Genomic DNA, 24,397 nt, shown 5'->3' on the forward strand with positions numbered 1-24,397 from the left:
CGGTAGTCCGGTGCCTCGCCGGTCCGTCGGGCGGATCCGGGGGCCGGGGGCGTGCCGCCCGACGGACCGGCGAGGCACCGGACTACCGCCGGCGTCACCGGGCGCACCCGCGGCGCACTGCGCCGACTCACCAGCGCCCGAAAGCGGCGCTGGACCGTGCAAGGGCTCGCCGTGCTCGTCTGCCTGGTGGGCCTCGTCTCGTACCTCGGCACACGGTCCGGCCCGGAGCCCGGCGACGATCAGGCGGGCCGGCCGGGCGGTGTGCCCGCCGGGGCCACCCGGCCCACCGGCTTCCCGGGTGCGGAGGGACGCACCACCGAGGCTGGGCTGGCGGCACCCAATCTCCGTCCCCGGCAGCGTCCGCCCTCGCCCGACCCGACGCCGTCGGTCAGCGTGCCGGCCGCGCCGCCGCCGTCCCCGTCCGGGTCGACGCCGGTGCTGTCGGTGAGCCGGGCGGAGGTGCCCGCCGAGGTCGACCTCACCGCCGTGGGCAGCCGGGACTGGATGCACTGGGGGCTGCACGGTGGTAACTCGACGGTCCGTAAGCGCGCCGGCTCCGGAGAGATCATCGACGGGGGCGGCGCCGGCACCCGGGTCGGCTGGGACGGCAACCAGGAGGTCGTCAGCTGGCGGGACGGCACGTCGGAGCGCTCGGTGCGTGGCAGCCCGAACGGCGTCTACACCTGCGGCGCCGGCAACGGGTTCAGCCTCGCCGTCGCCGGCAGCGGTGAGCCGCGCGTCGTCCAGCTCTACGCCGGGACCTGGATGGCCCGCGGCCGGCTGGAGGCCCGGCTGTCCACCGGCGGGCCGGTCAGGACCGCGCGGCTCGAGGATCCGTACACCAGCCGGAGCGCCCAGTTCACCATCCGGTTCCAGCTGCCCAAGGGCGCCCGCCTGGTGCTGACCTGGACGGTCGAGAAGGTCTTCACCGAGCGCTGCGGCAACGTCGGCATCCAGGCCCTGGCGGTGCGCTGACCGGTCGTCGTCGCCACGCTGTTCGGCCTGCCCGGCACGGGTGGCGGCAGTAGCCTGGGCGCGAGGGCCACCGACCCGTGAGGAGTGCCGATGACGTCCAGCGAGCAGGTGGTGGACAGCCCCGAGGGCTGGGTCGCCGAGCACATCCAGCGGTACGTCGAGACCGGCGGCGCCGAGGGGCACGAGTGGCGGCCGGGGGTCTACACGCTCCTGCTGACCACCCGGGGCCGGCACAGCGGCAAGCGACGCCGCACCGCCCTGATCTACGGGCGGGACGGCGACGACTACCTGGTGGTCGGCTCGCAGGGCGGCGCCCCGAAACATCCGGCGTGGGTCCTCAACCTGTTGGCCGAGCCGCAGGTCGAGGTGCAGGTCGGCGCGGAGACGTTTCCCGCGCGGGCGCGCCTCGCGACGCCCGGGGAGAAGCAGCGGATGTGGTCGGCGATGACCGCCATCTGGCCGGCGTACGACGACTACCAGGCCCGGACCGACCGGGAGATCCCGGTGGTGGTGCTGGAGCGGGGCTGACCTGGCGTCCGCCACGGCGCACGGGACGGCGGGACAGTTTGTCCGTCGCGGGTGGTCGGTGGCGACGTAACTTTCTGCTGTCCCCGTCTGACCATCCAGTGTGGAGGCACCGCAGATGAGTAGCAGTACCGCCCACCGCGTCCGCCCGGCCGCTACGTCCGGTGCCGGTGACTCCCCGGGGGAGGTGCTCCGCGACATTCCCCTGCCGCCGTACGTGACAGGCGAGGACACCCAGTTCGCGGTGCGGGCGGTGGTGGTGCACGCGCCCCGGCGGTGGTCCGGCGGCGTGGTCTGCCGAAACGACGCCAGCCCGCACCCGTGCCGACTGCACCGCTGGGGCACCCGGGTGCTGGCACTGCGCGGGCTGCGGGCCGCCGAGATCGCCGCGCTGATCGAGCGTGGTGACCCGACCGCCGTGGTTCCCCCACCGGACCGTCCGGCCTGACGCGGCCGGGGGCGCGGTGCGCCCCCGGCCACCGGTCAGCAGGTGATCGGCTTGACCCAGGAGCACTCCACGCCCTCCGGCGTGCGTGGCGTGTCCGGCACCTCCTGCGGCGCCACCCGCGCGGCGGCCGTACCGTTCGCGTCGTAGCCGGCCAACGCCACGGCGATCTGGTCCTCCAGCGTCTTGACGGACGCGGTCAGGTAGTTGTTCAGCAGGATGGAGAACGCCAGCAGCCGGCCGTCGGCGCTGGTCACATAGCCGGACAGTCCGGAGACCCCGGTCAGGCTGCCGGTCTTGGCGTGCACGTTGCCCGCCGCCGGCGTGCCGGCCATCCGGCTGCGCAGCGTGCCGCCGACGAACCGGTCGGGTTGCCCGGCGATCGGCAGCGCCGCGTACCAGGTGGCGAACCAGGGTTCGGCCCGGACGGCGGCCAGCAGGTCGACGAACTCTGTCGCCGGTACCAGGTTGCGCCGGGACAGCCCGGAGCCGTCGCGCTGGCGCAGCGTGCCGGTGTCCATCCCGGTGTCGGCCACGTACTCGCTGATCGCGGTCAGCCCGGCCGACCAGGTGCCCGAACCGGAGAGCACCCGCCCGATCTCCTTGGTCAACACCTCGGCGTGCCCGTTGTTGGAGAGCTTGAGGAACGGCGTCATCAGCTCGCCGAGGCTCATCGAGTCGTGCCGGGCCACCTGGTGGGCGGCCTCCGGGGTGGGTTGGCCGAGCACGGTTCGACCGAGCACCCGCACGCCGTGCCGGCGCAGTGCCGCCCGGAACACGTCGGCCGCGTAGCCGGTGGGCTCCCAGACCGTCACCCAGTCGCTGGCCGGCTCGTCGCCGACCGCGATCTGGCCGCTCACCACGATGGTGTTGCTGCCGTGCTCGCGTTCGATCGAGATCGAGGTCTCACCCGTGGCGACCGTCTCGGCGCGGTTGTCGATCCGGACGTACCCGGTTGGTGGGGTGGTGTTGACCACCGCAGGAGCGCCGGCCCGGTCCGCCGGTGCGGCGTGCACGATCACGGTGCCCGCGTCGTAGTCGGTGTCCGGCGCGACGGTCAGCGCGGAGACCTGGGCGGCGTAGTAGTAGGGCTCGTCGTCCCAGGTCCAGTCGGGGCCGAGCCGGGTCCGGTCGTAACGGGTGTCGTCGGCGATCAGGTTGCCGGTCACCACCCGGACGCCGTCGGCCGCGACCTGCGCGGCGAGCGCGTCGTAGTCGGCCGCGAGCATTGTCGGGTCCCCGCCGCCGCGCAGGTAGAGATTGCCGGAGAGCAGCCCGCCGCGACGCTTGCCGGTGGTGCGTACGTCGGTGCCGAAGCGGTGCCCCTCGCCGAGCAGCTCCAAAGCGGCGGTGGAGGTCAGCAGCTTGGTGTTGGAGGCCGGGATCAGCCGCCGGTCCCCGTTGCGGTCGTAGAGGGTCTGTCCCGTGCTGGTGTCGACCACGACCACCGACGCCTGCGCGCCATTCAGCCGTGGGTCGGCGAGGATTGTGTCGATGGCCGCGCGCAGGCGGGTCGTCGCGGGGGTGGGCGACTCGGCGGTGGCTGGCGCGCCGGCCGCGGCCGCGGTGGCGACGAGCGCGACCAACGCGAGGACCCGGGGAAAGAGACGGCGATGCATGCGCTGATGCTGCCACGAAGATATTCGCCAGAAAAGGGCCTCGCGCGAAGGTTATTACCGAACGCGTTGCGCTGGACCTGGATTTCCGCTGCGGCTGGCCACCGCCAGGGACGGGCGCCGAGAAGAGGTCCGGGACAATTCGGTCGGCTCGGTGCGCGAATCGTGGCCTGTGACCGGTGCGACGGTCCGGGGCGGGCAGAGGGGCGACCCGTGCGGCGTTGTGCTCGTCGTGGACATCCACTCCGTCGACGTCGTGGTGATCGGGGCCGGCCAGGCCGGCCTGAGCGCGGGCTACCACCTGCGTCGTACCGGCTTCACCCCGGGCGCCGGCTTCGTCATCCTTGACGGTGACGACGGCCCCGGCGGGGCCTGGCAGCACCGCTGGCCGACCCTGCTGCTGGACCGGGTGCACGGCATCCACGACCTGCCCGGCTGGCCCTTCCCTCCCGGCGACCCGCAGCGGCCGGCGGCTGAGCAGGTCAGCGCGTACTTCGCGGGGTACGAGCGAGCGTTCGAGCTGCCGGTACGACGGCCGGTGCGGGTCCGCGCCGTGCGCTCCCGTCCGGACGGGCGGTTGGACGTGCGCACCGACGGCGACCAGTGGACCGCGCGGGCCCTCATCAACGCGACCGGCACCTGGACCCGGCCGTTCTGGCCGCACTACCCGGGTCGGTCCTCCTTCCGTGGCCGGCAGCTGCACACCGCCGACTACCGGGGCCCGGACGAGTTCGCCGGCCGCCGGGTGGTGGTGGTCGGCGGCGGCACCTCCGCGGTGCAGCTGCTCGCCGAGGTCTCCACCGTCGCGGCCGCCACCACCTGGGTCACCCGACGGCCGCCGGAGTTCCGCGACGAGAAGTTCGACACCGAGCTGGGCCGGGCCGCGGTCGCCCGGGTGGACGAGGCGGTACGGGCCGGACGTCCGCCGGGCAGCGTGGTGGGCGTGACCGGGCTGCCGGTCACGCCGGAGACACGACGGCTGCGCGAGCGCGGCGTCCTCGACCGGCTACCCGTCTTCGACCGGATCACGCCCGACGGGGTGGCCTGGGCGGACGGGCGGTTCGTGCCGGCGGACGTGATTCTCTGGTGCACCGGCTTCCGCGCGGCGCTCGACCATCTCGCCCCGCTGGGGCTGCGCGGGCCGGGCGGCGGTATCACGATGGACGGCACCCGCGTGGTCGCTGACGAGCGGATTCACCTGGTCGGGTACGGCCCGTCGGCGAGCACGATCGGAGCGAACCGGGCCGGCCGCGCGGCGGTCAACGAGATCCGCGCGTTGCTCGCACCGACCCACGCTCTCAACTGATCCGCCTCTATTTGACGGATCGCCGGGCACGGGGCAACGTAGGCGGTGACGGGGCCCGTCAGCTGCCCCGACGCGATGCGACGGCGACGACCGTTCGCCCCTCCTGTCGCCTCCCACGTGTGCTCGTACGCGGACCGATTGTCCGGTCTGTGCGGTAACCGACCGCGAGCCGAGAATCCACGAGGAGTACCGCCAATGCTCACCATGACCGACAATGCCGTGCTCGTCATCCGCGACCTCGCCAACCAACAGGACGTCGCCGAGGACGGCGGGGTGCGTATCGCCGCCGACGCCGAGGCCGGATCGCTCACCGTGGAACTGGTGCCCGAGCCGGTGGAGGGCGACCACGTGGTCGACAACCAGGGCGCCCGGATCTTCCTCGACGAGGACGCCGTCGAGCTGCTCGGCGACGCCTCGGTGGACGCCACCGTCGACGACGAGGGCATCATCCAGTTCGGCTTCACCGAGAAGGCGTAGCGAGGCTCAGCCGGCCCGGCGGCTCGCACCGCCGCGCGACTGCCGCAGCGACCGCCCCCGCTGTGGCGGCTCCGGCCCCGAATGCCAACCCGGGGCGGCATCGCCGCGCGGGTGCAGCAGCGCGGTCAGCACGTGCGCCAGATGGTGCGACGTGCTCCAGGCCGCCCAGTTGGCGGCCGAGCCGGCGCCGGCGCCCCGGCGGGCCCGGCGCAGCAGCTCATGGTCACCCCAGGAGAAGGCCGCGCCGGTGCGCGGCCAGTGCGGCGCCGAGACCAACGTGCGGCACAGGTCGGCGAACCGGTCGTCGCCCCGCCCGCCCCGCCGCGACCAGCGGTAGACCCACCAACTGCCGTCGGCCGTGTATCGCACGGTGGGCAACCGGTCGCCCGGGTCACCGGTGCCGGGTACGGCCGGACCGACGCCGTAGTCGCCATAGTCGATCCCGGCGTCGGCCAGCCGCTGCCAGAGCCGCCAGTCCCAGCGGTCCAGCCGAACCGGCTCGTCGGTCGGTAGCCGGGACAGCGTCGACGGCATGCCGCCGGCGGCCACCGTCACCGACCGCCAGGCGTGCCGACGGGCCCAGTCCAGCAGTCGGCGTACCCGGGGCTCGGCCAGCCGTACGTCCGCCGCGCAGCACACGTCCCCCGCGTCGACCAGCAGGTCGCACTCCTCCGGGGCCAGGCGGGTGAACCGCCAGATCCGCTCGACGGCGGCGGTGCTCTCGTCCGGCCCGGCACGGTCCTGACCGGCGCGCAGCCGGACCAGCGCCCGCCGGGCGTACGCCCGCGCCGCCGCGCCGTGCGCGACCAGCCGGCGGTCGCTCTCCGCGAGCCCGATCACCGGCACCAGCGGTACGCCCCAGCGGGCCAGTTCCGTGTCGGGCGCATCGGGCAGGGCGCTGACGTCGACGGCGGGCAGCATCCCGACCGGTAGCCGGCGCAGAACATCCACCGTGGCGCGATCGGCCGCACCGACCTCCAGGATCGGGGCGACCATCGGGGCGGCCGCGGGGTCGAGGTGAGTCAGGGCGTCCAGTTCGCCGCGACGGCTGGCGAGGATGGGGCGGTAGACCGGTTCCGCCGCCCGGCCCTCGTGGGCGGGCACCATACTTCAATCTAGCCAGGCATGCGCATGTGTCACAGGCCGTCGAGCCGGAATTCGGCTGCCCGGCTGTCGGCTCGGCGACTACGCTCTTCCGATGCTCGCGCCAGCTCACCGCTACCGGTCCGACGACGAGGACAGCGGCCGCTGGGCCGGCTTCCCGTTCCGGGGCGGCGACATCGTGATCAGCACCCGATCCAAGAGCGGCACCACCTGGATGCAGATGATCTGCGCGCTGCTCGTGCTCGGTACGCCGGACCTGCCGGCGCCGCTGACCGACTTGTCACCGTGGCTGGACTGGCTGGTCGAGCCGCGGGACGAGGTGTACCGCCGGCTGGCCGCCCAGTCGCACCGGCGGTTCATCAAGACGCACACGCCGCTGGACGGGGTGCCGCTCGACCCTCGGGTGCACTACGTGGTGGTGGCCCGGCACCCGCTGGACATGGCGGTCTCGCTCTACCACCAGGCCGGCAACCTGGACCGGATGCGGCTCAGCGAGCTGACCGGCCGTCCCGCCCCGGCGGGACCGCCGCGAGCGCGCGTGCCGGTGGGGCAGTGGCTGTCGACCTGGGTCGACCGGGAGGCGGATCCGCGCGCCGAGCTGGACGCGCTGCCTGGGGTGCTCCTGCATCTGAGCGACGCCTGGGCCCGCCGGCATGAGCCGAACGTCGAGCTGGTGCACTACGACGATCTGCGGGCCGATTTGGGCGGCCAGATGCGCCGGCTCGCCGACCGGTGGGGCCTTGAGGTGCCTTCCGAGCGCTGGCCCGATCTGGTCGAGGCGGCGACCTTCGGCCGGATGCGGGAGCGCGCCGACCGGCTCGCACCGGACACGCTCGGTGTGCTGCACGACCGCCGGGCCTTCTTCCGTTCTGGCGGCTCCGGGCAGGGACGGGACCTGTTGGACGCGGCCGCGCGGGCCCGTTACCGGGCGCGAACCGCGGCGCTCGCGCCACCCGACCTGCTCGCCTGGTTGCACCGCAGCGGCTGACCTCGATGTCGAAGAGCGGCGGGGTGCGCAAACGAGCGCACGGCGCCGCTTCGACCGTGGTCGGAACGTCGCCGCGCTCTGGCCGTCTCCCACCACCGCAGCCGTTCGGCGGTACGCCAGCGGGGACCTGGCTCGACCGGCCGCTCGCACCGGTCAGGGATGTCGATCCCCGGCCGGCACAAATCCAAACCTGCCGAACGTGGGGAATTCCACCATCTGCGAGTCCCGGCGTGACGCGCCGCCGAACGGGGTATGAGCCCGGCATGGAGCATTTCACGATCGCGACCGTCGCCGAGAAGAGCCCGGACTTCCGGCGGGTGCTGTGGACGGGTGAGCACACCCAGTTGGTCATCATGACCATTCCGCCGGGCGGCGAGATCGGCGAGGAGGTGCACGAGGGCATCGACCAGATCCTGACCTTCGTCAGCGGCACCGGCGAGGCCCGGGTCGCCGGCGAGAAGCGGGAGGTCGTCTCGGGTGACCTCGTCGTGGTGCCGGCCGGCACCAGGCACAACTTCGTCAACACCGGCCCCAACCCGTTGGTCCTCTACACCGTCTACGGCCCGCCGGAGCACGCCGACCAGGCCGTGCACCGGACCAAGGAGGAGGCCGACGCGGCAGAGGAGGCCGGCGAGGACGAGCCACCCGCCGCCGCCTGACGCGACGACGGTCTGTTCCGGGCTGATCCGGGTACCCGCGGCGGGTGGAGCAGCAGCCGGCGATCTCCGACTACGGATTCCTGTCCGACTCCCGCTCCGGTGCGCTGGTCGGCAAGGACGGTTCGATCGACTGGTGGTGTCCGCCCCGATTCGACGGCGCCTCCGTGTTCGGGCGGCTGCTCGACCCGCGCGGCGGACACTTCCGGTTGGCCCCGGTGGGCGTGGGCGGGCAGGGCTACCGCGTGGAGCGCTCGTACCGGCCGGACACGCTGGTGTTGCGCACGGTGCACCACACCCCGCACGGCAGCGTGGCGGTCACCGACGCGCTCGCCGCCGAATTCGGCGCCCGCGCCCACGAGCTCGGCATCAGATCACCCGCCGTCCTGATCCGGGTGGTCGAGGGGCTGTCGGGGCGGGTTCGGATGGCGCTGGACTTCGCACCCCGCCCGGAGTACGGCCTGCTCACCCCGTACCTGCACGAGCAGCCGGACGGTGGGATCGTGGCCGCGGCGGGCCCGGTGACACTGTTGCTGCGTTGTGCGGAACTTCCGCTAGTGGCCGGCCGGGACCGGGTGACCCACGAGTTCGAGGTCTCCGCCGGCCAGGTGATCGGGATGGACGTGGCGTACGGCACGACGTACGGCGCCCCACCGGCCCGACTGGACCCGGTGGCCGCGCTCGCCGACACGGCACTGGCGTGGGAGGCGTACCGGGAGCCGCACCAGTATCCGGGCCGGTACCCCGAGCTGGTCCGGCCCAGCGCGACCGTGCTGACCGGTCTCACGTACGCCCGCAGCGGCGCGATCACCGCCGCGCTGACGACGTCCCTGCCGGAGCAGATCGGCGGCGACCGGAACTACGACTACCGCTTCGCCTGGCTGCGCGACTTCTCGATGACCATGCGCGCGCTCTGGGTTGCAGCCTGTCCGCACGAGGCGTCCCGCCTGTTCGCCTGGGTGTCCCGATCGATCGGCCGCATCGGTGACGAGCCGGTGCCGGTGCTGTTCGGGCTGGAGGGGGAGCGTGACCTCACCGAGCACGACTGCGGGCAGCTGAGCGGCTACGCCGGCAGCCGGCCGGTCCGGCTCGGCAACGACGCCTGGAAACAGCGGCAGCTCGACGTGCCGGGCGAGGTGATGTCGGCGGTCTGGCGGCTGCGCGACTACCTGGGTGGGACGTTCGACGGGGAGCTGCGCGAGATGGTGCTCGGGCTCACCGAGCAGGTCGCGAGCACCTGGCATCTGCCCGACCGGGGAATGTGGGAGGCCCGCGACGGGGACAAGCACTACCTCTCCTCCAAGGTGCTCTGCTGGCTGACCATGGACCGGGCGGTGCGCCTCGCCGACCGGCTCGGCGAGCGGGCCGAACCGGACCGCTGGGCCCGGATCCGCGACGAGATCCGCGGCGAGGTGCTCCGCCAGGGCTGGAACGAGCGGCTCGGCGCGTTCACCGGCGCGTTCGGTTCAGTCGAGCTGGACGCCTCGGCGCTCTTTCTGCCGGTGGTGCACTTCCTACCGGCCGACGACCCGCGGATGCGTTCCACCATCGAGGTGGTGGAGCGGGAGTTGGGCACCGACGACGGGCTGGTGCGTCGCTGGTCGACCGACCCGGCCGGCTTCGTGCTCTGCTCGTTCTGGCTGGTGGAGTGCCTCGCCATGGCCGGCGAGCGGACCCGGGCCGAGGCGCTGTTCGAGCGGGTGGTCGGGCAGGCCAACGACGTGGGTCTGTTCAGCGAGCAGATCGACCTGAGCACCGGGGCGCAGCTCGGCAACACCCCGCAGGCGCTGTCGCACATCGGCCTGATCAACGCGGCCTGGCGGCTCACCGAGCCGTACAGCTTCTGACCCCGACTGCGCCGACCGGTGAATCCTGCAACAGACCTGCAAGCGTCAGGCATTGACGCTAATGCATGCACAGTCCTAGCCTCGAAGAGACGGGAAAGCCCTTTCCCACGGCTTTGATCCCGCTTCACCCCGCTCCGGAACCGGGCATCCGACGGGGGCGCACCGATCCCAGGTCAGGGCAGCACGCCGTGCCGGCACGTCCCCGTACGGGACGGCCGTGGGATCGCCACCACACGCGTCAAGGAGGACAACTGTGCAGAAGAGACGACTCCCCGGCCGACGACCACTGCTGCTCACGGTGGGCGCCGGCGCGACCGTGGCCGCCCTCGCGGTCGGCATGACCTCGGCCTTCGCGGCCACCGTCTTCACCGACGACTTCAACGACGGCAACACCTCCGGCTGGTCCAAGTCCGGCGGCACCTGGACCGTCGACGGCTCCGGCGTGCTCAACCAGTCCAACGCCGGCAGTTCGCTGGCCCGGCAGTTCGCCGGCCAGACCAGCTGGACCAACTACTCCGTGCAGGCCCGGGTCCGGCCGGTCAGCTTCGGCTCGTCCAGCTCCCTGGTCGGGCTGGCGGCCCGGTCCAGCAGCAGCACCAAGATGTACCGGCTGGCCCTGCTCGGCTCCGGCCGGGCCGAACTCCAGGCCGTCAACGGCAGCAGCATCACGTCCATCGGCTCCGCGTCACTGGGCATCGGCACCGGCAGTTGGTACACGCTGCGCATCGAAACCAGCGGCAGCACCATCCGCGGGTTCGTCAACGGCGCCCAGATCGCGGCCGGCAGCAACAGCCTGGTCGGCGCCGGCCGGATCGGCCTGGTCACCGCGTACGCCAGCGGCAGCTTCGACGACGTCGCGGTCGACTCGGCCGGCGGCGGCACCCCGACCACGCCGCCGCCCACCACGCCGGGACCGACCAACCCGCCGCCAGCGGGCTGGCCCACGCCCACCGGCAGCCAGAAGGTGGACGCGACGATCCCGGTCTCCGGCACCCTCGACGGCGGGCTCAAGCGTTACTACGGCATCGGCGACGGGGGCCAGAGCGAGAGCCAGGACCCGATGTTCGAGCTGGCCGCCGGGGCCACCCTGCGGAACGTGATCATCGGTGCGCCGGCCGGCGACGGCGTGCACTGCGAGGGCAACTGCACCCTGATCAACGTCTGGTGGGAGGACGTGGGCGAGGACGCCGCCACCTTCCGCGGCGGCACCACGTACACGGTCGACGGCGGCGGCGCCCGCTCGGCCAGCGACAAGGTCTTCCAGCACAACGGCTCCGGCACCGTGTACATCAAGAACTTCCGGGTGGAGAACGCCGGCAAGCTCTACCGGGCCTGCGGCAACTGCTCCACCTCGTACCAGCGGCACGTGGTGATCGACAACGTGATCGTCCGGGACACCGACGCGATCGCCGGCATCAACACCAACTGGGGCGACACCGCCCGGTTCAGCCGGATCACCATCGTCGATGACCCGGACCGGGACACCTCGATCTGCGTCAAGTACCGCGGCGTGCCGAAGGGCAGCGAACCGGTCGAGATCGGGGAGGGCGCCGACGGCGTCAACTGCCTCTACGCACCGTCCGACATCACCTACCAGTAGGCCGGCACGACGGCGCCCCGCGGACCGCACGGCCCGCGGGGCGCCCGCCGGCTCAGGCCAGCACGGGTACGCCGGAGACGTCGACGGTCTCCGGATACTTCAGTCCGGCGCCGGTGTTGAGCACCACCACCCGCTCACCTGCCCGGATCCAACCACCGGCGCGCAACTGGCGCGCCGCGGTCAGGCAGGCGGCCCCCTCCGGGCAGAGCAGCAACCCCTCCCGGGTGGCGAAGTCCCGCAGGTCGGCCAGGATGTCCGCGTCGTCGACGGCGACCGCGGTGCCGGCCGAGGCCCGCAACGCGGCCAGGATCAGCTCGTCGCCCAGCGGCGCCGGCACGGTGATGCCGAAGGCCACGGTGTGCGCGTCGGCCCACGGCTCGGCCCGCTCCTCGCCGGCGGCGAAGGCCCGCACGATCGGCGCGCAGCCGGTCGACTGGACCGCCACCAGCCGCGGCAGCTTGTCGCCGATCCAGCCCAGGTCGCGCAGCTCGTGCATCGCCTTCTGGATGCCGATCAGCCCGACACCGCCGCCCGTCGGGTAGATGATCACATCGGGCGTCTGCCAGCCGAGCTGCTCGACGATCTCGTACCCCATCGTCTTCTTGCCCTCCAGCCGGTACGGCTCACGCAGCGTGCCGGCGTCGAAGATCGCCCCGGCGGACTCCGCGATCAGCTCGGCCACCTTCCGGCCCGCGTCGCTGATCAGCCCGTCGACCAGGCGCAGGTCGGCCCCGGCCGCCACGCACTCCCGCCGGCAGATGCTCGGCGCGGCCAACGGCATGACGATGGTGGCCCCCATCCCGGCCCGCGCCGCGTACGTCGCCCACGCCGATCCGGCGTTGCCGTTGGTGGGCATCGCGATCCGCTCGACACCCAGCTCGCGCGCCCGGCTCACGCCCACCGCGGCGCCGCGCGCCTTGAACGAGCCGGTCGGAATCAGCCCCTCGTCCTTGACCATCAGGTCGTCGATGCCGATCTCCGCGCCGTACGCCGGGGCGCGCAGCAGCGGCGTCCAGCCCTCGCCGAGGGTGGTGACGTGTCGGGGGTCGGCGACCGGGAGCAGCTCCCGGTAGCGCCACAGGTCGGCCGGGCGCAGTGGGAAGTGCTCCGGGGTGACCGCCTTCGCCACCGCCGCCAGGTCGTAGCGGGCCAGCAGCGGGGAGCCGCACCCGCACAGGTTGTGCAACTGGTCGGCGGCGTACTCCCGGCCGCAGCGCGGGCAGTCCAGATGGGTCAGGTACACGTCGCTCCTCGCCGTCAGACCGCGTCGATGCTGAGCCAGCGCCGGCTGCGCCTGCCCGGCTCGTAGACCGAGTCCAGCCGCTTGGCGACCACGCCGGGCAGGCCCTGCTCCCGCCCGGTGCGCAGGGCCTCGTCGCCGGCGCCGGGGAACCACGGCGGAGTCTGCCAGTGCGTACCGGTCAGCGCCAGCCCGTCGAGCAGCTCCCGGCGTTGCGCGTACGGCACGTCCACGCTGCTCACGCCCTCCAGCCAGAGCAGGTCGACGAGCAGGTACTGGGCACCGGCCGGGACCCGGCCGCTGGACGGGCGCGCGGGGCGGACCCGGCCGGCGGTGTCGATGCGGACCAGCACACCGTCCAGCACCGCCTCGGTCGGTGCCAGCGCCTCGGCCAGCGCGCGCAGCCACGGGTATCCGCCGGTGATCTCCTCGTCGGTCTCCGAGAGCAGCCGCAGCCGGCCGCCGGAGACGTACGCCATCGCCCGGACCCCGTCCCAGCGCAGCTCGTACCCCCACTCGGACCGGTCCCGGGGGAGCCCCGCGGCCGGCGTGGCGTGCATCGGGCGGACCAGCTCCGGCATCGGCGTCCAGCCGGGCGGGGCCGGGTCGGTACGCCGGACCATCCAGTCCTTGCCGCCGGTGGCGAACAGCACGTACCTCCCGGCGGTCCGCTCGCCGGCGAGGGTCACGATGACCTCGTCGTCGCGCCACTTCTCCGCGCGGTAGGTGCCCCGGTCGTGGATGACCATCCGGCCGCCGCCGTACTCCCCGGCGGGGATCTCGCCGTGGAAGTCGAGGTATTCCATCGGGTGGTCCTCGGTGTGCACCGCGAGGTGGTTGCGGCTGGGGTCGCGGGGCAGGCCGCGGGGCACCGCCCAGGACGCCAGCACCCCCTCGTGCTCGAGCCGCAGGTCCCAGTGCAGGCTGCGGGCATGGTGCTGCTGGATCACGAAGCGGCCCGTGCCGTCGCCCGCGGGGGCCCCGACCGGGGCCCGCTCCGGCACCGGCTCCGGTGTCCGGGCCGCGTCCCGCTTGCGCCGGTACTCCTCCAGCCGGTCCGCCACACCCGCATTCTCCGGCAAACCGAACCGGCGCGCTGGGCACCCGCGTGTCCGGTTCGGTCGCATGGCGGGTACGCAGCGGGGTAGAACGGTCCTCATGGACCACAGCGACCAGCCCACCGCACTGCTCCCCGGTGACGTGCGGATGCCCCTGCTCGGTTTCGGCACCTGGAAGGCCACCGGCCAGGCCGGCTACGACTCGGTGCTCGCCGCGCTCGACACCGGCTACCGGCATCTCGACACCGCCACCCTGTACGGCAACGAGCGGGAGGTCGGCCGGGCGGTCCAGGAGAGCGGACTGCGCCGGGAGGACGTCTTCATCACCACCAAGGTCCCGCCGGACCGGGTGGGTCGGGAGCGGGAGACGCTGGAGGCCAGTCTGGAGGCGCTCGGCGTCGACCAGGTGGATCTCTGGTTGATCCACTGGCCGCCGTCCGCCACCGACAGCATCCCGATGTGGCGGGAACTGCTGGCCGCCCGGGACGACAACCTGACCCGGGCGGTGGGGGTCAGCAACTACAGCACGGCCCAGATGGACGAGCTGATCCAGTCGACCGAGGAGAATCCGGCGGTCAACCAGATCCGGTGGGGCCCGATGTTGTACGACCGGCAGCGGCACGCCGAGCACCGCGACCGGGGCGTGGTGCTGGAGGGGTACAGCCCGTTCAAGACCACCGACCTGAGCAATCCCGTACTGACCGGGATCGCCGGCGCGCACGGCGTCTCGCCGGCGCAGGTGGTGCTCCGCTGGCACATCGATCACGAGATCGTGGTGATCCCGAAGTCGGTGACCCCGGAGCGGATCAGCGCCAACTTCGACGTCTTCCACTTCTCTCTGACGGCGGAGGAGATGCGCGAGATCGACGCCCTGGGCAGCGCCTGACGAAGCCACGTTCTGCCAAATTCCTTCAGCGGCCGGCCCGATGATGAAGGGTATCGACATCGACGCTCATGACGGTATAGCGTGCCCGTCATCACGTTCGTCGATCCGTTTCGAACCCGCCGTCGCTGGAGGATCGCCATGGCCCGGTCACCATCCATCCGTCTGCGCCGCCGAGGGATGCTCGCCATCCCCGCCCTGGTGGCCGCCGCGCTGACCACCGTCGTCCGGCCCGCCCCGGCGAGCGCCGCGCCCAAGCCCGAGTGCCTGGCCGACCTGCTCGGTGGGTCCTGATGGCCACCATTCCCTGGCTGGTGGACGTGCTGCGCGCCGCCGGGGTCCAGGTCGTCGTCGAGGGGGACTGGCTCAACCGGATGCGGCCCGGCTCCTTCGACCCGATCGGGGTGCTCTGGCACCACACCGCCTCGACCTCCAGCGCCAGCAACCCCCACCCCGCGCTCGGCATCTGCATCAACGGCCGACCGGACCTGGCCGGCCCGCTCTGCCAGGCCCTCGTCGACTACAACGGCGTCTTCCACGTCATCTCCGCCGGCCGGTGCAACCACGCCGGAGTCAGTGGCGGCAGCGGGCCGATCCCGGCCGGGGACGGCAACACGCTCATGATCGGGTGGGAGATCGACTACAACGGCGTCAACCAGGAGATGACCGCCGCGCAGTACAACGCGTCGATCGCCGCCACCGCCGCCGTGCTCACCAGACTGGGCAGGAACAGCAGCTACGCCCGGGGGCACCGGGAGACCAGCACCACCGGCAAGATCGACCCGTCCTTCATCGACCTGAACGTGATGCGGGCCGACGTGGCCGCCAAGATGACCGGCGGTGGCACCGCGTGGTCCTCCACGGTGGACAACACCACCGCCGGCCGCTTCACCGCCAGCGCCAACTGGGGTGTGTCGTCGTACTCCGGCCAGCGGTACGGCACCGACTACCGGTACGCGGACCCGGTCGCGGCCAGCGACGTCGCCTGGTACCGGTTCAACGTCCCGGCCACCGCCAGCTACCGGGTCGAGGCCTGGTGGCCGGCGAACTCCGGCTACAACAGTGCCGCGCCGTACATCGTCGCGACCACCACCGGCAACCAGACGGTCCGCGTCGACCAACGGATCACCGGTGGGCAGTGGCGGGTCCTCGGCACGTTCACGCTGCCCGCCGGCGACGCCAACCGGGTGGGCGTGAGCCGGTGGAGCAACTCGACCGGCCTGGTCATCGCCGACGCCGTCCGGCTCACCCGGGTCTGACCCGCACTGCCAGATCGACTCGATTTCCAAGAAGTCGGGGTATCCCAGGTGCGAGGATGCCCCGACTTCAAGGAACCCGAGTGGACATCACCGGTGGGGCGTGACCGGGTGGCCACGCCCCACCGTTGGCCGGTCAGGAGCGCGAGCAGGTCGCCCCGTTGAGCGTGAAGCTGGTCGGCGACGAGTAGGCCCCGCTCAGCGTGCCCTGATACCCGAAGCTGGCCGTGCCGCCAGGTGCGACTGATCCGTTGTGGCCCACGTTCCGGGCGGTCACCGTGGATCCGCTCTGGCTCACCGTGGCGTTCCAGGCGTTGGTGACCTGCTGCCCGCTCGGCAGGTTGTAGGTCAGCGTCCAGCCGTTCAGCGCGCTGGACCCCCTGTTGGTGATCTGCACGTCGGCCGTGAAGCCGTTGTTCCACGAGTTCGGCGTGTACTTCACCGCGCACCCGGCGCCGCCCGGCGGAGGAGTGGTCGGTGGCGGCGTGGTCGGCGGCGGAGTCGTCGGCGGCGGGGTGGTGGGGTTGCCGCCGCCGTTGACGTTGGCCGAGAACGAGGTCACCGCCAGGCCCGCGCCGCCCTGCCACGGCTCGAAGCCGGCCTGGATGCTGGTCAGGTACCAGGAGTTGGTGATCGCGCCCCGGTTACGGACGTCGTTGATGAAGTCCAGCACGCTGAAGTTCAGGCTGGTGATCGGCGACGGCGCGACGTACGAGATGACGTTGTTGGAGCCGTTGCTGCCCCGCCAGACCTCCCAGGTCCGGCCGGCCAGGGTCGTGGTGCCAACCACCGAGCCGATGGGCTGGATCGAGCCCTGCCGGTTGAGCCAGATCATGATCTCCATCTGGTTCACGCCGTCCCGTCGGGGCGTCGGGTCCAGCCAGATGTCGTACGAGGCGTTGTAGGTGGCGCCGCTGACGTACCGGTAGTTGATGCTGCTGGTGGCGCTGCTGATCTGGCTCACCTGGATCGGCAGGTTCGTGCCGGGGGAGCAGTTGGTGTAGTGACAACCGAAGAACACCGACGGGTACGCCGTCGGCGCGCCGTTGGTGGGGCTGCTGCCGTTCTGGGTGGTGATCTCGAAGCCGGTGTCGGTGACGTTGATGCACTGCTGGGCGGTGGTGCCCCAGCGGTTGTTCTGCACCACGTACCGGCCCTGGATGACGGTCGAGCCGTACTGCTCGCAGATCTGGGTGTCGGCGGAGGCGTTGCCGCCGAGTGCCACGGCGACGATCGAGCCGCCGAGCAGCAGGCCGGCGGCGACCAATGCCCGAAGTGGACGTTTCATGACGCTCCTTGACTGCGGCGCGTGCCGGGCGCCGGACGGGTCGGGGCGAGGACGGGAGCGCTCCCACGCTCAATGACACATTTACATGCCTGAAACTGCTGCGCAACCGTACGCGTCAAACTGGTGAAATGTGAGGATTGCCACGCCCGCGCCGGACGGCCGTCAGCGGACGTCCAGCTAACCGGTCCGGGCCGCTCAACGACCGGCTCCGGCCGGGCCGATCGGGCCCTGGTGTGCGCCGATAGCGCCGAGTAGCGTGTTGCCTCCAACGCGTGCCGCATCCCCTCCGGAGGCGTACACCACCATGGGTGGCTCCCCCCTGCGCATCCTCGTCGTCGGCGCGGGCATTGCCGGCCTGGCCGTGGCCCGGGCGCTGCGCCTGGCGGGCTTCCGGCCGGACGTCACGGACAAGCTGCCGACGGGGGAGTCCACCGAGACGGGCCTCTACCTGCCGGGCAACGCCGCCCGCGCGCTGCACCGGCTGGGCCTGCACGACCCGGTCCGCCCGCTCGGACAGGTGATCCACCGGCAGCGCTTCTTCGACGCCGCCGGCGCGCCGCTCTGCGAGGTCGACCTCGACACCCTCTGGGCCGGCGTCGGCGAATGTCGCGCGCTGCCCCGGGCAGACCTGCACCGCGTGCTGCTCAGCGGAGCCGGCGGCGCCGTCCGCCACGGTGCCGAGGTCCGCACCCTGGACCTGCTGCCGGGACGGGTCGGGGTCACCTTCACCGACGGCACCAGCACTGAGTACGACCTGGTCATCGGCGCCGACGGGCCGCGATCCTCGGTCCGCGCCCTGGCCTCCCTCGGCGGGCCGCCCCGCCCGGTCGGGCAGGTGGTCTACCGCGCCGTGCTCCGCGACGGCCCTCCGGTCACCGAGTGGACCGCCCTGCTCGGCCAGCGCTGCGGGTTCCTGATGGTGCCGATCGGCGCCGGTCGGCTGCACCTGTACGCCGACGAGGCCGGCGCCGAGGCGCCCGCCGAACCGCTGGCCCGGCTGCGGGAACTCTTCGCCGACTACCGCGGCCCGGTGCCCGAGGTGCTGGCGGCGCTCGACCGGGTGCACGTCGGGATCACCGACGAGGTGGAGCTGGGCCGCTGGCACCGGGGGCGGGTGCTGCTGGTGGGCGACGCCGCGCACGCCACCGCGCCGACGCTGTCCCAGGGTGCGGCGATGGCGCTGGAGGACGCCGTGGTGCTGGCCGAGTCGCTGCGCGCCGCGGGGAGCGTGGAGGCGGCGCTCGTCGCGTACGAGAGCCGCCGCCGCCCGCGTACCCGATGGGTGCGGGACCGGACCCGGGACCGCAACCGGACCCGGGACGTCCCGCCGGCGCTGCGCGATCCGCTGCTGCGCGGACGTGGCGACCGGATCTTCGGGGAGCACTACCGGCTGCTGGTCGGCCCGCTGTAGATCGTGTCCCGCCACCCCACGCGGCGCTGCGACCTGCCGGGGACTATCCTCCTTGCGGATGACGGCCCGCAGATAACCAGCGTGTGCCGAGCGGGACAACCGAGAACCGGAGGCCACTCGTGACCACCGTCGCACCCAAGCCGGTCGTGACCCGGCCCTGGCCGGTCCGGGAGCCGGTCAAGGGGTCGGCCATCGCGCGGCTGCTGCGTACCACGGACGCGAAGCAGATCGGGATCATGTACATGGTCACCGCGTTCGTGTTCTTCATGATCGGTGGCCTGATGGCCCTGATCATGCGGGCTGAGCTGGCCCAACCCGGGCTGCAGTTCCTGTCGCCCGAGCAGTACAACCAGCTCTTCACGATGCACGGCACGATCATGCTGCTGTTCTTCGCGACGCCGATCGTGTTCGCCTTCGCGAACTACATCGTGCCGATCCAGATCGGCGCGCCCGACGTCTCCTTCCCGCGGCTGAACAGCTTCGCCTACTGGCTGTACCTGTTCGGCGGCACGATGGCGACCGCCGGTTTCATCACCCCGGGTGGGGCCGCCGACTTCGGCTGGTTCGCGTACGCGCCGCTGAGCAGCGTCGAGCACTCGCCGGGCGTCGGCGCCAACATGTGGATCATGGGTCTGGCCATCTCCGGCCTGGGCACCATCCTCGGCGCCGTGAACATGATCACCACGGTGCTGACGCTGCGCGCGCCCGGCATGACGATGTTCCGGATGCCGATCTTCACCTGGAACATCCTGGTCACCAGCCTTCTGGTGATCCTGGTCTTCCCGCTGCTGGCTGCCGCGCTCTTCGCGCTCGCCGCGGACCGCATCCTCGGCGCCCACGTGTACGACCCGGCGACCGGCGGACCGATGCTCTGGCAGCATCTGTTCTGGTTCTTCGGGCACCCCGAGGTCTACATCGTCGCGCTGCCGTTCTTCGGCATCATCAGCGAGGTCATTCCGGTCTTCTCCCGCAAGCCGATCTTCGGCTACAAGGGTCTGGTCGCCGCGACCGTCGCGATCGCCGCGCTCTCGATGAGCGTCTGGGCGCACCACATGTTCGCCACCGGCCAGGTGCTGCTGCCGTTCTTCAGCTTCCTGAGCTACCTGATCGCCGTGCCCACCGGTATGAAGTTCTTCAACTGGATCGGCACCATGTGGCGGGGCCAGATCAGCTTCGAGACGCCCATGCTCTGGGCGGTCGGCTTCCTGGTCACCTTCCTCTTCGGTGGTCTCACCGGTGTGCTGCTGGCCAGCCCGCCGATCGACTTCCACGTGTCGGACTCGTACTTCGTGGTGGCGCACTTCCACTACGTGCTGTTCGGCACCATCGTGTTCGCCGTCTTCGCCGGCATCTACTTCTGGTTCCCGAAGATGTTCGGGCGGATGCTCGACGAGCGCCTGGGCAAGGTCCACTTCTGGCTGACCATGATCGGCTTCCACACCACGTTCCTGGTGCAGCACTGGCTGGGCAACGAGGGAATGCCGCGCCGGTACGCCGACTACCTGCCCAGCGACGGCTTCACCACGCTGAACGTGATCTCCACCATCGGCGCGTTCATCACCGGTATCTCCACGCTGCCGTTCATCTACAACTGCTGGAAGTCGTACAAGACCGGCCCCGTGGTCGAAGTGAACGACCCGTGGGGTCACGGCAACTCGCTGGAGTGGGCGACGAGCAGCCCGCCGCCGCTGCGCAACTTCGACCGGATGCCCCGCATCCGCTCGGAGCGGCCGGCGTTCGACGCGAAGTTCCCGGAGCTGGCCGCCGGCGGCCAGAGCCTGGCCGGCCCGCCGGAGGGTGGGTCCAAGCCGCTCACCAGCGAGTCCGACGGCGGTGCCAGCTACCGCGAGGACACCGCCAGCGACATCGACCGGCACTGACGCTCAAACAGCAGCAGTACGACGGGCGCCGCCCCCGGATCATCGGGAGCGGCGCCCGTCGCCATGTACGGCCCTGGTCAACTCGGCCTCGCCTCGTCCGGACCCGGCGCCAGCCCGGCGCCCGGCTCCCGGCCTGCCTGGCTCGGCCTGCCTGGCTCGGCCTGCCTGGCTCGGCCTGCCTGGCTCGGCCTGCCTGGCTCGGCCTGCCTGGCTCGGCCTACCTGGTTCGGCTCGCCTGGCTCGGCCTGCCTGGCTCGGCCTCCCTGCCTGCCTCCCTGCCTGCCTGCCTGGCTCGGCCCGGCTCGGCCCTGCTCGGCCTGCTCGGCTCGGGGTCGGCTAGACACGCCCTACTCGAGTTCCTCCCCGGCTCGTCCGGCCACCTGTCGCAGTAGAGCGTGATACCTCTGAGGCATAAATATGACTCAGAGGTATCACGCTCTTGAGTGCATGCCGCCCCGGACGTAAGCCGGAACGGCTGAAGGAATCACCGCCACGTCGGCGTGGGACATGTTGACCAGCGACTGCGCCAGGATCAGCGCCCGCCATCAGGCCCAGCGCCGGAGCAGTCGTAGCTTCGAGCCGAGGGCGGCGGCCGGTGGCCGTCAGGTGTCGGCAGTCGGCAGTCGGCAGTCAGCGGGCAGCGGGAGTGAGGTCGGCCTCGACGGGCGGGGGCAGGGTGGCCGCGTCCGCGGTTCGGCGTCGACGTAGCTCGATCGGGAGGACCACCAGGGTCACCAGCGCGCCCAGCGCACCGGTCACCACGAAGCCCCAGAGCGGGGCGCTGGCATCGATGACCGCACCGGCGAGCGGCGCGCCGACCGCGATGCCCACGGTGACCGCGGATCCGTGCAGGCCCATCGCCTCCCCGCGTACCTCGGCCGGGGCCAGGCGGCTGACCGCGTCGGAGGAGGCCGCGATGGTCGGCGCGCAGAGCGCCCCGGCCGGGATCAGCGCCAGGCAGAGCAGCCACCAGTGGGCACCGCCCAGCCCGACCGGAATGGTGCAGAGGCCGAGCGCCGCCGTCAGCACCAGCGGGGAGACCGAGCGGTGCACCGCACCGTAGGCGAAGCCACCGATCAGCGAGGCGACCGCCCAGCCGGCCAGGACCGCGCCGGTCCAGCCGACCTCACCACTCTCCCGGAGTACGGCGACCACCGCCACGTCGGTGCCGCCGAGCACGAGGGTCGCGGCGGCGCTGACGGCCAGGACAGCCAGCAGCCGGGGAGTCAGCCACTCCCGACGGGGCACCTTGCGTCGTGGGCCGGTGGGCTCGGCGGCGCCGCGGGTCGGTGGATTGAGCAGCCACAGCGCGATCCCGGCGGCGACGATGCCGGCGCCGACCAGGTAGAGGGTGGTCCGCGCGGAGATCGCGGTGACCAGGGCCACTGCCAGCGCCGGGCCGACCATGAAGGACAGCTCCACCGACATCGAGTCCAGCGCGTACGCCGGGCGGCGCCGGTCCTCCGGGACCAGCGCGGCGATGGACTGCCGGACCACCGAGAAGATCGGCAGGGCCAGCGAGCCGGCGACGAAGGCGGCCGGCAGCAGCAGCGCGTACGGCAGCGACGGCGCAGTGACCCAGAACACCGCCTCGGCGATCCCGGTGAGCACCAGGACCGGGCGCAGGCCACGCCGGTCCACCAGCCGGCCGAGCAACGGGCCACCGATCGCCGCGCCCACCGTGATGGCCGCGCCGACCAGGCCGGCCGCCCCGTAGCCCCGATCGAGGTCGAGCACCACGTGGAAAGTCAGCGTCACCCCGGTGGCGGTGAGCGGGATCCGGGCGAGGACGGCTACGAGCAGCAGCGACCGCAAGCCGGGCAGAGCAAGCGCTTCCCGGTAAGGCTTCATGTTCACGTGGGTCCGTACCTCCGGCGACATCCTCGACCGGCGGCGGACCGATGACCAACCAATTATCGCCTCATGCGGCCCTGATCACAGGTTGACCGTGCAGGGTCACCCCCGCGCCGTCCATCGCCCGCAGCGCCACGTCGGTGGTGTCCGGAGCGACCGCCGCCGTCAGTTCGAGCAGCACGGTGGTGGCGAAGCCCTCCCGGGCGGCGTCCAGCGCGGTCGCCCGGACGCAGTGGTCGGTGGCGATGCCGACCAGGTCGACCCGGTCCACGTCGTGCCGGCGCAGCCAGTCGGCCAGGCACTCGCCGTCGTCGGCATGCCCCTCGAAACCGGAGTACGCCGCCGCGTGCTCGCCCTTGTGGAAGATCGCCTCGACCCGCTCGGTCTCCAGGTCGGGGTGGAACTCCGAGCCGCTGGTGCCGACCACACAGTGCCGGGGCCAGGACTCCACGAAGTCCGGCGGATCGCCGAAGTGCGGGCCCGGGTCGATGTGGTAGTCCTTGGTCGCGACCACGTGCGCCCACCGGTCCGGCTCGGCGGCGAGCATTCGGGAGATACCGGCGGCCACCCCCGCCCCGCCTCCGACGGCCAGGGAGCCGCCCTCGCAGAAGTCGTTCTGCACGTCCACGATGATCAGCGCGTTCGCCATCGGGGGTTCCCTCTCATGGTCGGGCGGTGATGGTCCTGCTGGGCTCAGTCGGCGGGTACGACGGTGACCGGCACGGCCGGGTCGCCGGCGGAGAGCTTCAGCCCCTCCCACGGGATGGAGATCAGGCACTCCCGCAGGTGCTCCCGCGACTCGTCGAGGGTGGGCAGCGCCACCGGTTCGCCGTCGACCACGTACGAACGCTGGAGCAACCGGTCGTTGGGCTGCCGGTCCGGCACGCCCTGCGGGCAGATGACCTCCTCGGTGGCGGTGCCGGTCGGCTTGTGCCGGCGGACCGCGACCTTCCGGCCGCCGATGGTCGCCTTGTGCTCGGAGCGCTTCACCACCGCCCGTCCCTCGACCTCGACGAGCTTGTAGACCAGCCCGGCGGTGGGCGCTCCGGAGCCGGTGACCACGGCCGTGCCGGCGCCGTACATGTCCACCGGTTCGGCGGCCAGCGCGGCGATCGAGTATTCGTCCAGGTCGCCCGAAACGATGATCTTGGTTTCGGTGGCGCCCAGCGAGTCCAGCAGTTCCCGGGACTGCTGGGCGATCACCGCCAGGTCGCCCGAGTCGATTCGTACCGCCCGCAGCTCCGGCCCGGCCACCGCGATCGCGTTGCGGATGCCCTGGCTGATGTCGTACGTGTCGACCAGCAGCGTCGTGTCCTTGCCCAGCGTGGCCACCTGCGAGGCGAACGCGGCCCGTTCGTCGTCGTGGAGCAGCGTGAACGCGTGCGCCGCCGTGCCCGCCGTGGGGATGCCGTAACGCGCACCGGCGGCGAGGTTGGAGGTGAACCGGAAACCGGCCAGGTACGCGGACCGCGCCGCGGCCACCGCCGCCTCCTCGTGCGCCCGGCGCGACCCCATCTCGATGAGCGTCCGGCCGCGTGCCGCGGTCACCATCCGGGCCGCCGCGGCCGCCACCGCGCTGTCGTGGTTGAGCACGGAGAGCGCCAGCGTCTCCAGCACCACGCACTCGGCGAAGCCGCCGGAGACGGTGAGGATCGGTGAACCGGGGAAGAACAGCTCGCCCTCGGCGTACCCGTCGATGTCGCCGGTGAAGCGGTAGTCGGCGAGCCAGGCAGCCGCCGCGTCGTCGACCACCCCCGTCCGGCGCAGGAAGTCGATCTCCTCCGGGTCGAACCGGAAGTCGCGGATCAGCTCGATCAGCCGGGCCGTGCCGGCGACCACGCCGTACCGGCGTCCGGTCGGCAGCCGGCGGCTGAACACCTCGAAGACGCAGCGGCGGTCGGCGGTGCCGTCCTTGAGGGCCGCGCTGACCATGGTCAGCTCGTAGTGATCGGTCAGCAGCGCGGGGCGGAGGGTGCTCACCGCCCCAG

22 protein-coding genes are annotated in these 24,397 nt (G+C 72.2%); 14 read left to right on the forward strand and 8 right to left on the reverse strand.

Going from position 1 to position 24,397, the window contains the following annotated elements; all coding sequences use genetic code 11:
• The first annotated feature begins 156 nt into the window (after positions 1-156).
• The 3 genes from EAD89_RS07465 to EAD89_RS07475 all read left to right on the forward strand — a co-directional run bounded on the left by EAD89_RS07465 (position 157) and on the right by EAD89_RS07475 (position 1,948).
• Positions 157-975 (forward strand): hypothetical protein, encoded by an 819-nt coding sequence (locus tag EAD89_RS07465; protein WP_121675276.1) that lies wholly within the window; start codon positions 157-159, stop codon positions 973-975.
• A 90-nt stretch (positions 976-1,065) separates the two neighbouring features.
• Positions 1,066-1,503 (forward strand): nitroreductase family deazaflavin-dependent oxidoreductase, encoded by a 438-nt coding sequence (locus tag EAD89_RS07470; RefSeq protein WP_121675203.1) that lies wholly within the window; start codon positions 1,066-1,068, stop codon positions 1,501-1,503.
• A 115-nt stretch (positions 1,504-1,618) separates the two neighbouring features.
• Positions 1,619-1,948: a hypothetical protein gene (locus EAD89_RS07475; RefSeq protein WP_199723227.1), complete on the forward strand. Its 330-nt coding sequence runs from the start codon at positions 1,619-1,621 to the stop codon at positions 1,946-1,948.
• Positions 1,949-1,983: 35 nt separating this feature from the next.
• Here the strand turns inward: EAD89_RS07475 and dacB are convergent, their stop codons facing one another.
• Positions 1,984-3,564, reverse strand: coding sequence for a D-alanyl-D-alanine carboxypeptidase/D-alanyl-D-alanine-endopeptidase (gene dacB / locus EAD89_RS07480; protein ID WP_121675204.1), 1,581 nt, complete (start codon positions 3,562-3,564; stop codon positions 1,984-1,986).
• 229 nt (positions 3,565-3,793) lie between these two features.
• On the opposite strand from dacB, the gene EAD89_RS07485 reads away from it, so the two are divergent.
• On the forward strand, positions 3,794-4,867 hold the full coding sequence (locus EAD89_RS07485; protein WP_233578298.1) for an NAD(P)-binding domain-containing protein: 1,074 nt from the start codon (positions 3,794-3,796) through the stop codon (positions 4,865-4,867).
• Between the two features lie 195 nt (positions 4,868-5,062).
• Positions 5,063-5,344, forward strand: coding sequence for an adhesin (locus EAD89_RS07490; protein ID WP_121652330.1), 282 nt, complete (start codon positions 5,063-5,065; stop codon positions 5,342-5,344).
• 6 nt (positions 5,345-5,350) lie between these two features.
• Here the strand turns inward: EAD89_RS07490 and EAD89_RS07495 are convergent, their stop codons facing one another.
• On the reverse strand, positions 5,351-6,451 hold the full coding sequence (locus EAD89_RS07495; protein ID WP_199733433.1) for a beta family protein: 1,101 nt from the start codon (positions 6,449-6,451) through the stop codon (positions 5,351-5,353).
• A 91-nt stretch (positions 6,452-6,542) separates the two neighbouring features.
• Here EAD89_RS07495 and EAD89_RS07500 point away from each other — a divergent pair, with 91 nt between their 5' ends.
• The 4 genes from EAD89_RS07500 to EAD89_RS07515 all read left to right on the forward strand — a co-directional run bounded on the left by EAD89_RS07500 (position 6,543) and on the right by EAD89_RS07515 (position 11,539).
• The gene (locus EAD89_RS07500; RefSeq protein WP_121675205.1) at positions 6,543-7,436 is read left to right on the forward strand and encodes a sulfotransferase domain-containing protein; all 894 of its coding nucleotides are present in this window, start codon (positions 6,543-6,545) and stop codon (positions 7,434-7,436) included.
• Positions 7,437-7,699: 263 nt separating this feature from the next.
• Positions 7,700-8,095 carry a cupin domain-containing protein gene (locus EAD89_RS07505; RefSeq protein ID WP_121652332.1) on the forward strand — a complete coding sequence of 132 codons (396 nt, stop codon included), beginning with the start codon at positions 7,700-7,702 and terminating at the stop codon, positions 8,093-8,095.
• 44 nt (positions 8,096-8,139) lie between these two features.
• Positions 8,140-9,939, forward strand: a complete 1,800-nt coding sequence (locus EAD89_RS07510) for a glycoside hydrolase family 15 protein (protein ID WP_121675206.1) — start codon at positions 8,140-8,142, stop codon at positions 9,937-9,939.
• 253 nt (positions 9,940-10,192) lie between these two features.
• Positions 10,193-11,539 carry a pectate lyase gene (locus EAD89_RS07515; RefSeq protein ID WP_121675207.1) on the forward strand — a complete coding sequence of 449 codons (1,347 nt, stop codon included), beginning with the start codon at positions 10,193-10,195 and terminating at the stop codon, positions 11,537-11,539.
• Between the two features lie 52 nt (positions 11,540-11,591).
• Here the strand turns inward: EAD89_RS07515 and EAD89_RS07520 are convergent, their stop codons facing one another.
• Together EAD89_RS07520 and EAD89_RS07525 are read right to left on the reverse strand one after the other, a co-directional pair.
• Complete coding sequence (locus EAD89_RS07520) at positions 11,592-12,782, reverse strand: threonine synthase (protein WP_121675208.1); 1,191 nt, start codon at positions 12,780-12,782, stop codon at positions 11,592-11,594.
• A 14-nt stretch (positions 12,783-12,796) separates the two neighbouring features.
• Positions 12,797-13,843, reverse strand: a complete 1,047-nt coding sequence (locus tag EAD89_RS07525; RefSeq protein WP_121675209.1) for a DNA polymerase ligase N-terminal domain-containing protein — start codon at positions 13,841-13,843, stop codon at positions 12,797-12,799.
• Between the two features lie 94 nt (positions 13,844-13,937).
• On the opposite strand from EAD89_RS07525, the gene EAD89_RS07530 reads away from it, so the two are divergent.
• From EAD89_RS07530 to EAD89_RS07535, 3 genes are all read left to right on the forward strand, one after another.
• Positions 13,938-14,723 carry an aldo/keto reductase gene (locus EAD89_RS07530; protein ID WP_121675210.1) on the forward strand — a complete coding sequence of 262 codons (786 nt, stop codon included), beginning with the start codon at positions 13,938-13,940 and terminating at the stop codon, positions 14,721-14,723.
• 138 nt (positions 14,724-14,861) lie between these two features.
• Entirely contained in the window at positions 14,862-15,014 is a 153-nt protein-coding gene (locus tag EAD89_RS30685) for a hypothetical protein (RefSeq protein WP_172898999.1), read from the forward strand.
• Positions 15,014-15,979 carry an N-acetylmuramoyl-L-alanine amidase gene (locus EAD89_RS07535; protein WP_121675211.1) on the forward strand — a complete coding sequence of 322 codons (966 nt, stop codon included), beginning with the start codon at positions 15,014-15,016 and terminating at the stop codon, positions 15,977-15,979. Before EAD89_RS30685 ends, EAD89_RS07535 begins: the two co-directional genes overlap by 1 nt.
• 133 nt (positions 15,980-16,112) lie before the next feature.
• Here the strand turns inward: EAD89_RS07535 and EAD89_RS07540 are convergent, their stop codons facing one another.
• On the reverse strand, positions 16,113-17,264 hold the full coding sequence (locus EAD89_RS07540) for a cellulose binding domain-containing protein (RefSeq protein ID WP_121675212.1): 1,152 nt from the start codon (positions 17,262-17,264) through the stop codon (positions 16,113-16,115).
• 304 nt (positions 17,265-17,568) lie between these two features.
• On the opposite strand from EAD89_RS07540, the gene EAD89_RS07545 reads away from it, so the two are divergent.
• Both EAD89_RS07545 and ctaD read left to right on the forward strand, forming a co-directional pair.
• Entirely contained in the window at positions 17,569-18,675 is a 1,107-nt protein-coding gene (locus EAD89_RS07545; protein WP_121675213.1) for an FAD-dependent monooxygenase, read from the forward strand.
• Positions 18,676-18,794: 119 nt separating this feature from the next.
• A complete protein-coding gene (gene ctaD, locus EAD89_RS07550; RefSeq protein WP_121652341.1) occupies positions 18,795-20,555 on the forward strand; it encodes a cytochrome c oxidase subunit I in 1,761 nt (586 codons plus the stop codon).
• Between the two features lie 630 nt (positions 20,556-21,185).
• On the opposite strand, the gene EAD89_RS07555 is transcribed toward ctaD, so the two are convergent.
• The 3 genes from EAD89_RS07555 to EAD89_RS07565 are packed head-to-tail and all read right to left on the reverse strand — an operon-like array spanning position 21,186 to position 24,389.
• Positions 21,186-22,436: an MFS transporter gene (locus EAD89_RS07555; protein WP_121652342.1), complete on the reverse strand. Its 1,251-nt coding sequence runs from the start codon at positions 22,434-22,436 to the stop codon at positions 21,186-21,188.
• Positions 22,437-22,476: 40 nt separating this feature from the next.
• Complete coding sequence (locus EAD89_RS07560) at positions 22,477-23,058, reverse strand: isochorismatase family protein (protein ID WP_121652343.1); 582 nt, start codon at positions 23,056-23,058, stop codon at positions 22,477-22,479.
• 44 nt (positions 23,059-23,102) lie between these two features.
• A complete protein-coding gene (locus EAD89_RS07565) occupies positions 23,103-24,389 on the reverse strand; it encodes a nicotinate phosphoribosyltransferase (protein WP_121652344.1) in 1,287 nt (428 codons plus the stop codon).
• Positions 24,390-24,397: the final 8 nt, after the last annotated feature.

The organism is Micromonospora sp. BL4 (assembly GCF_003667505.1).
GTDB lineage: Bacteria > Actinomycetota > Actinomycetes > Mycobacteriales > Micromonosporaceae > Micromonospora.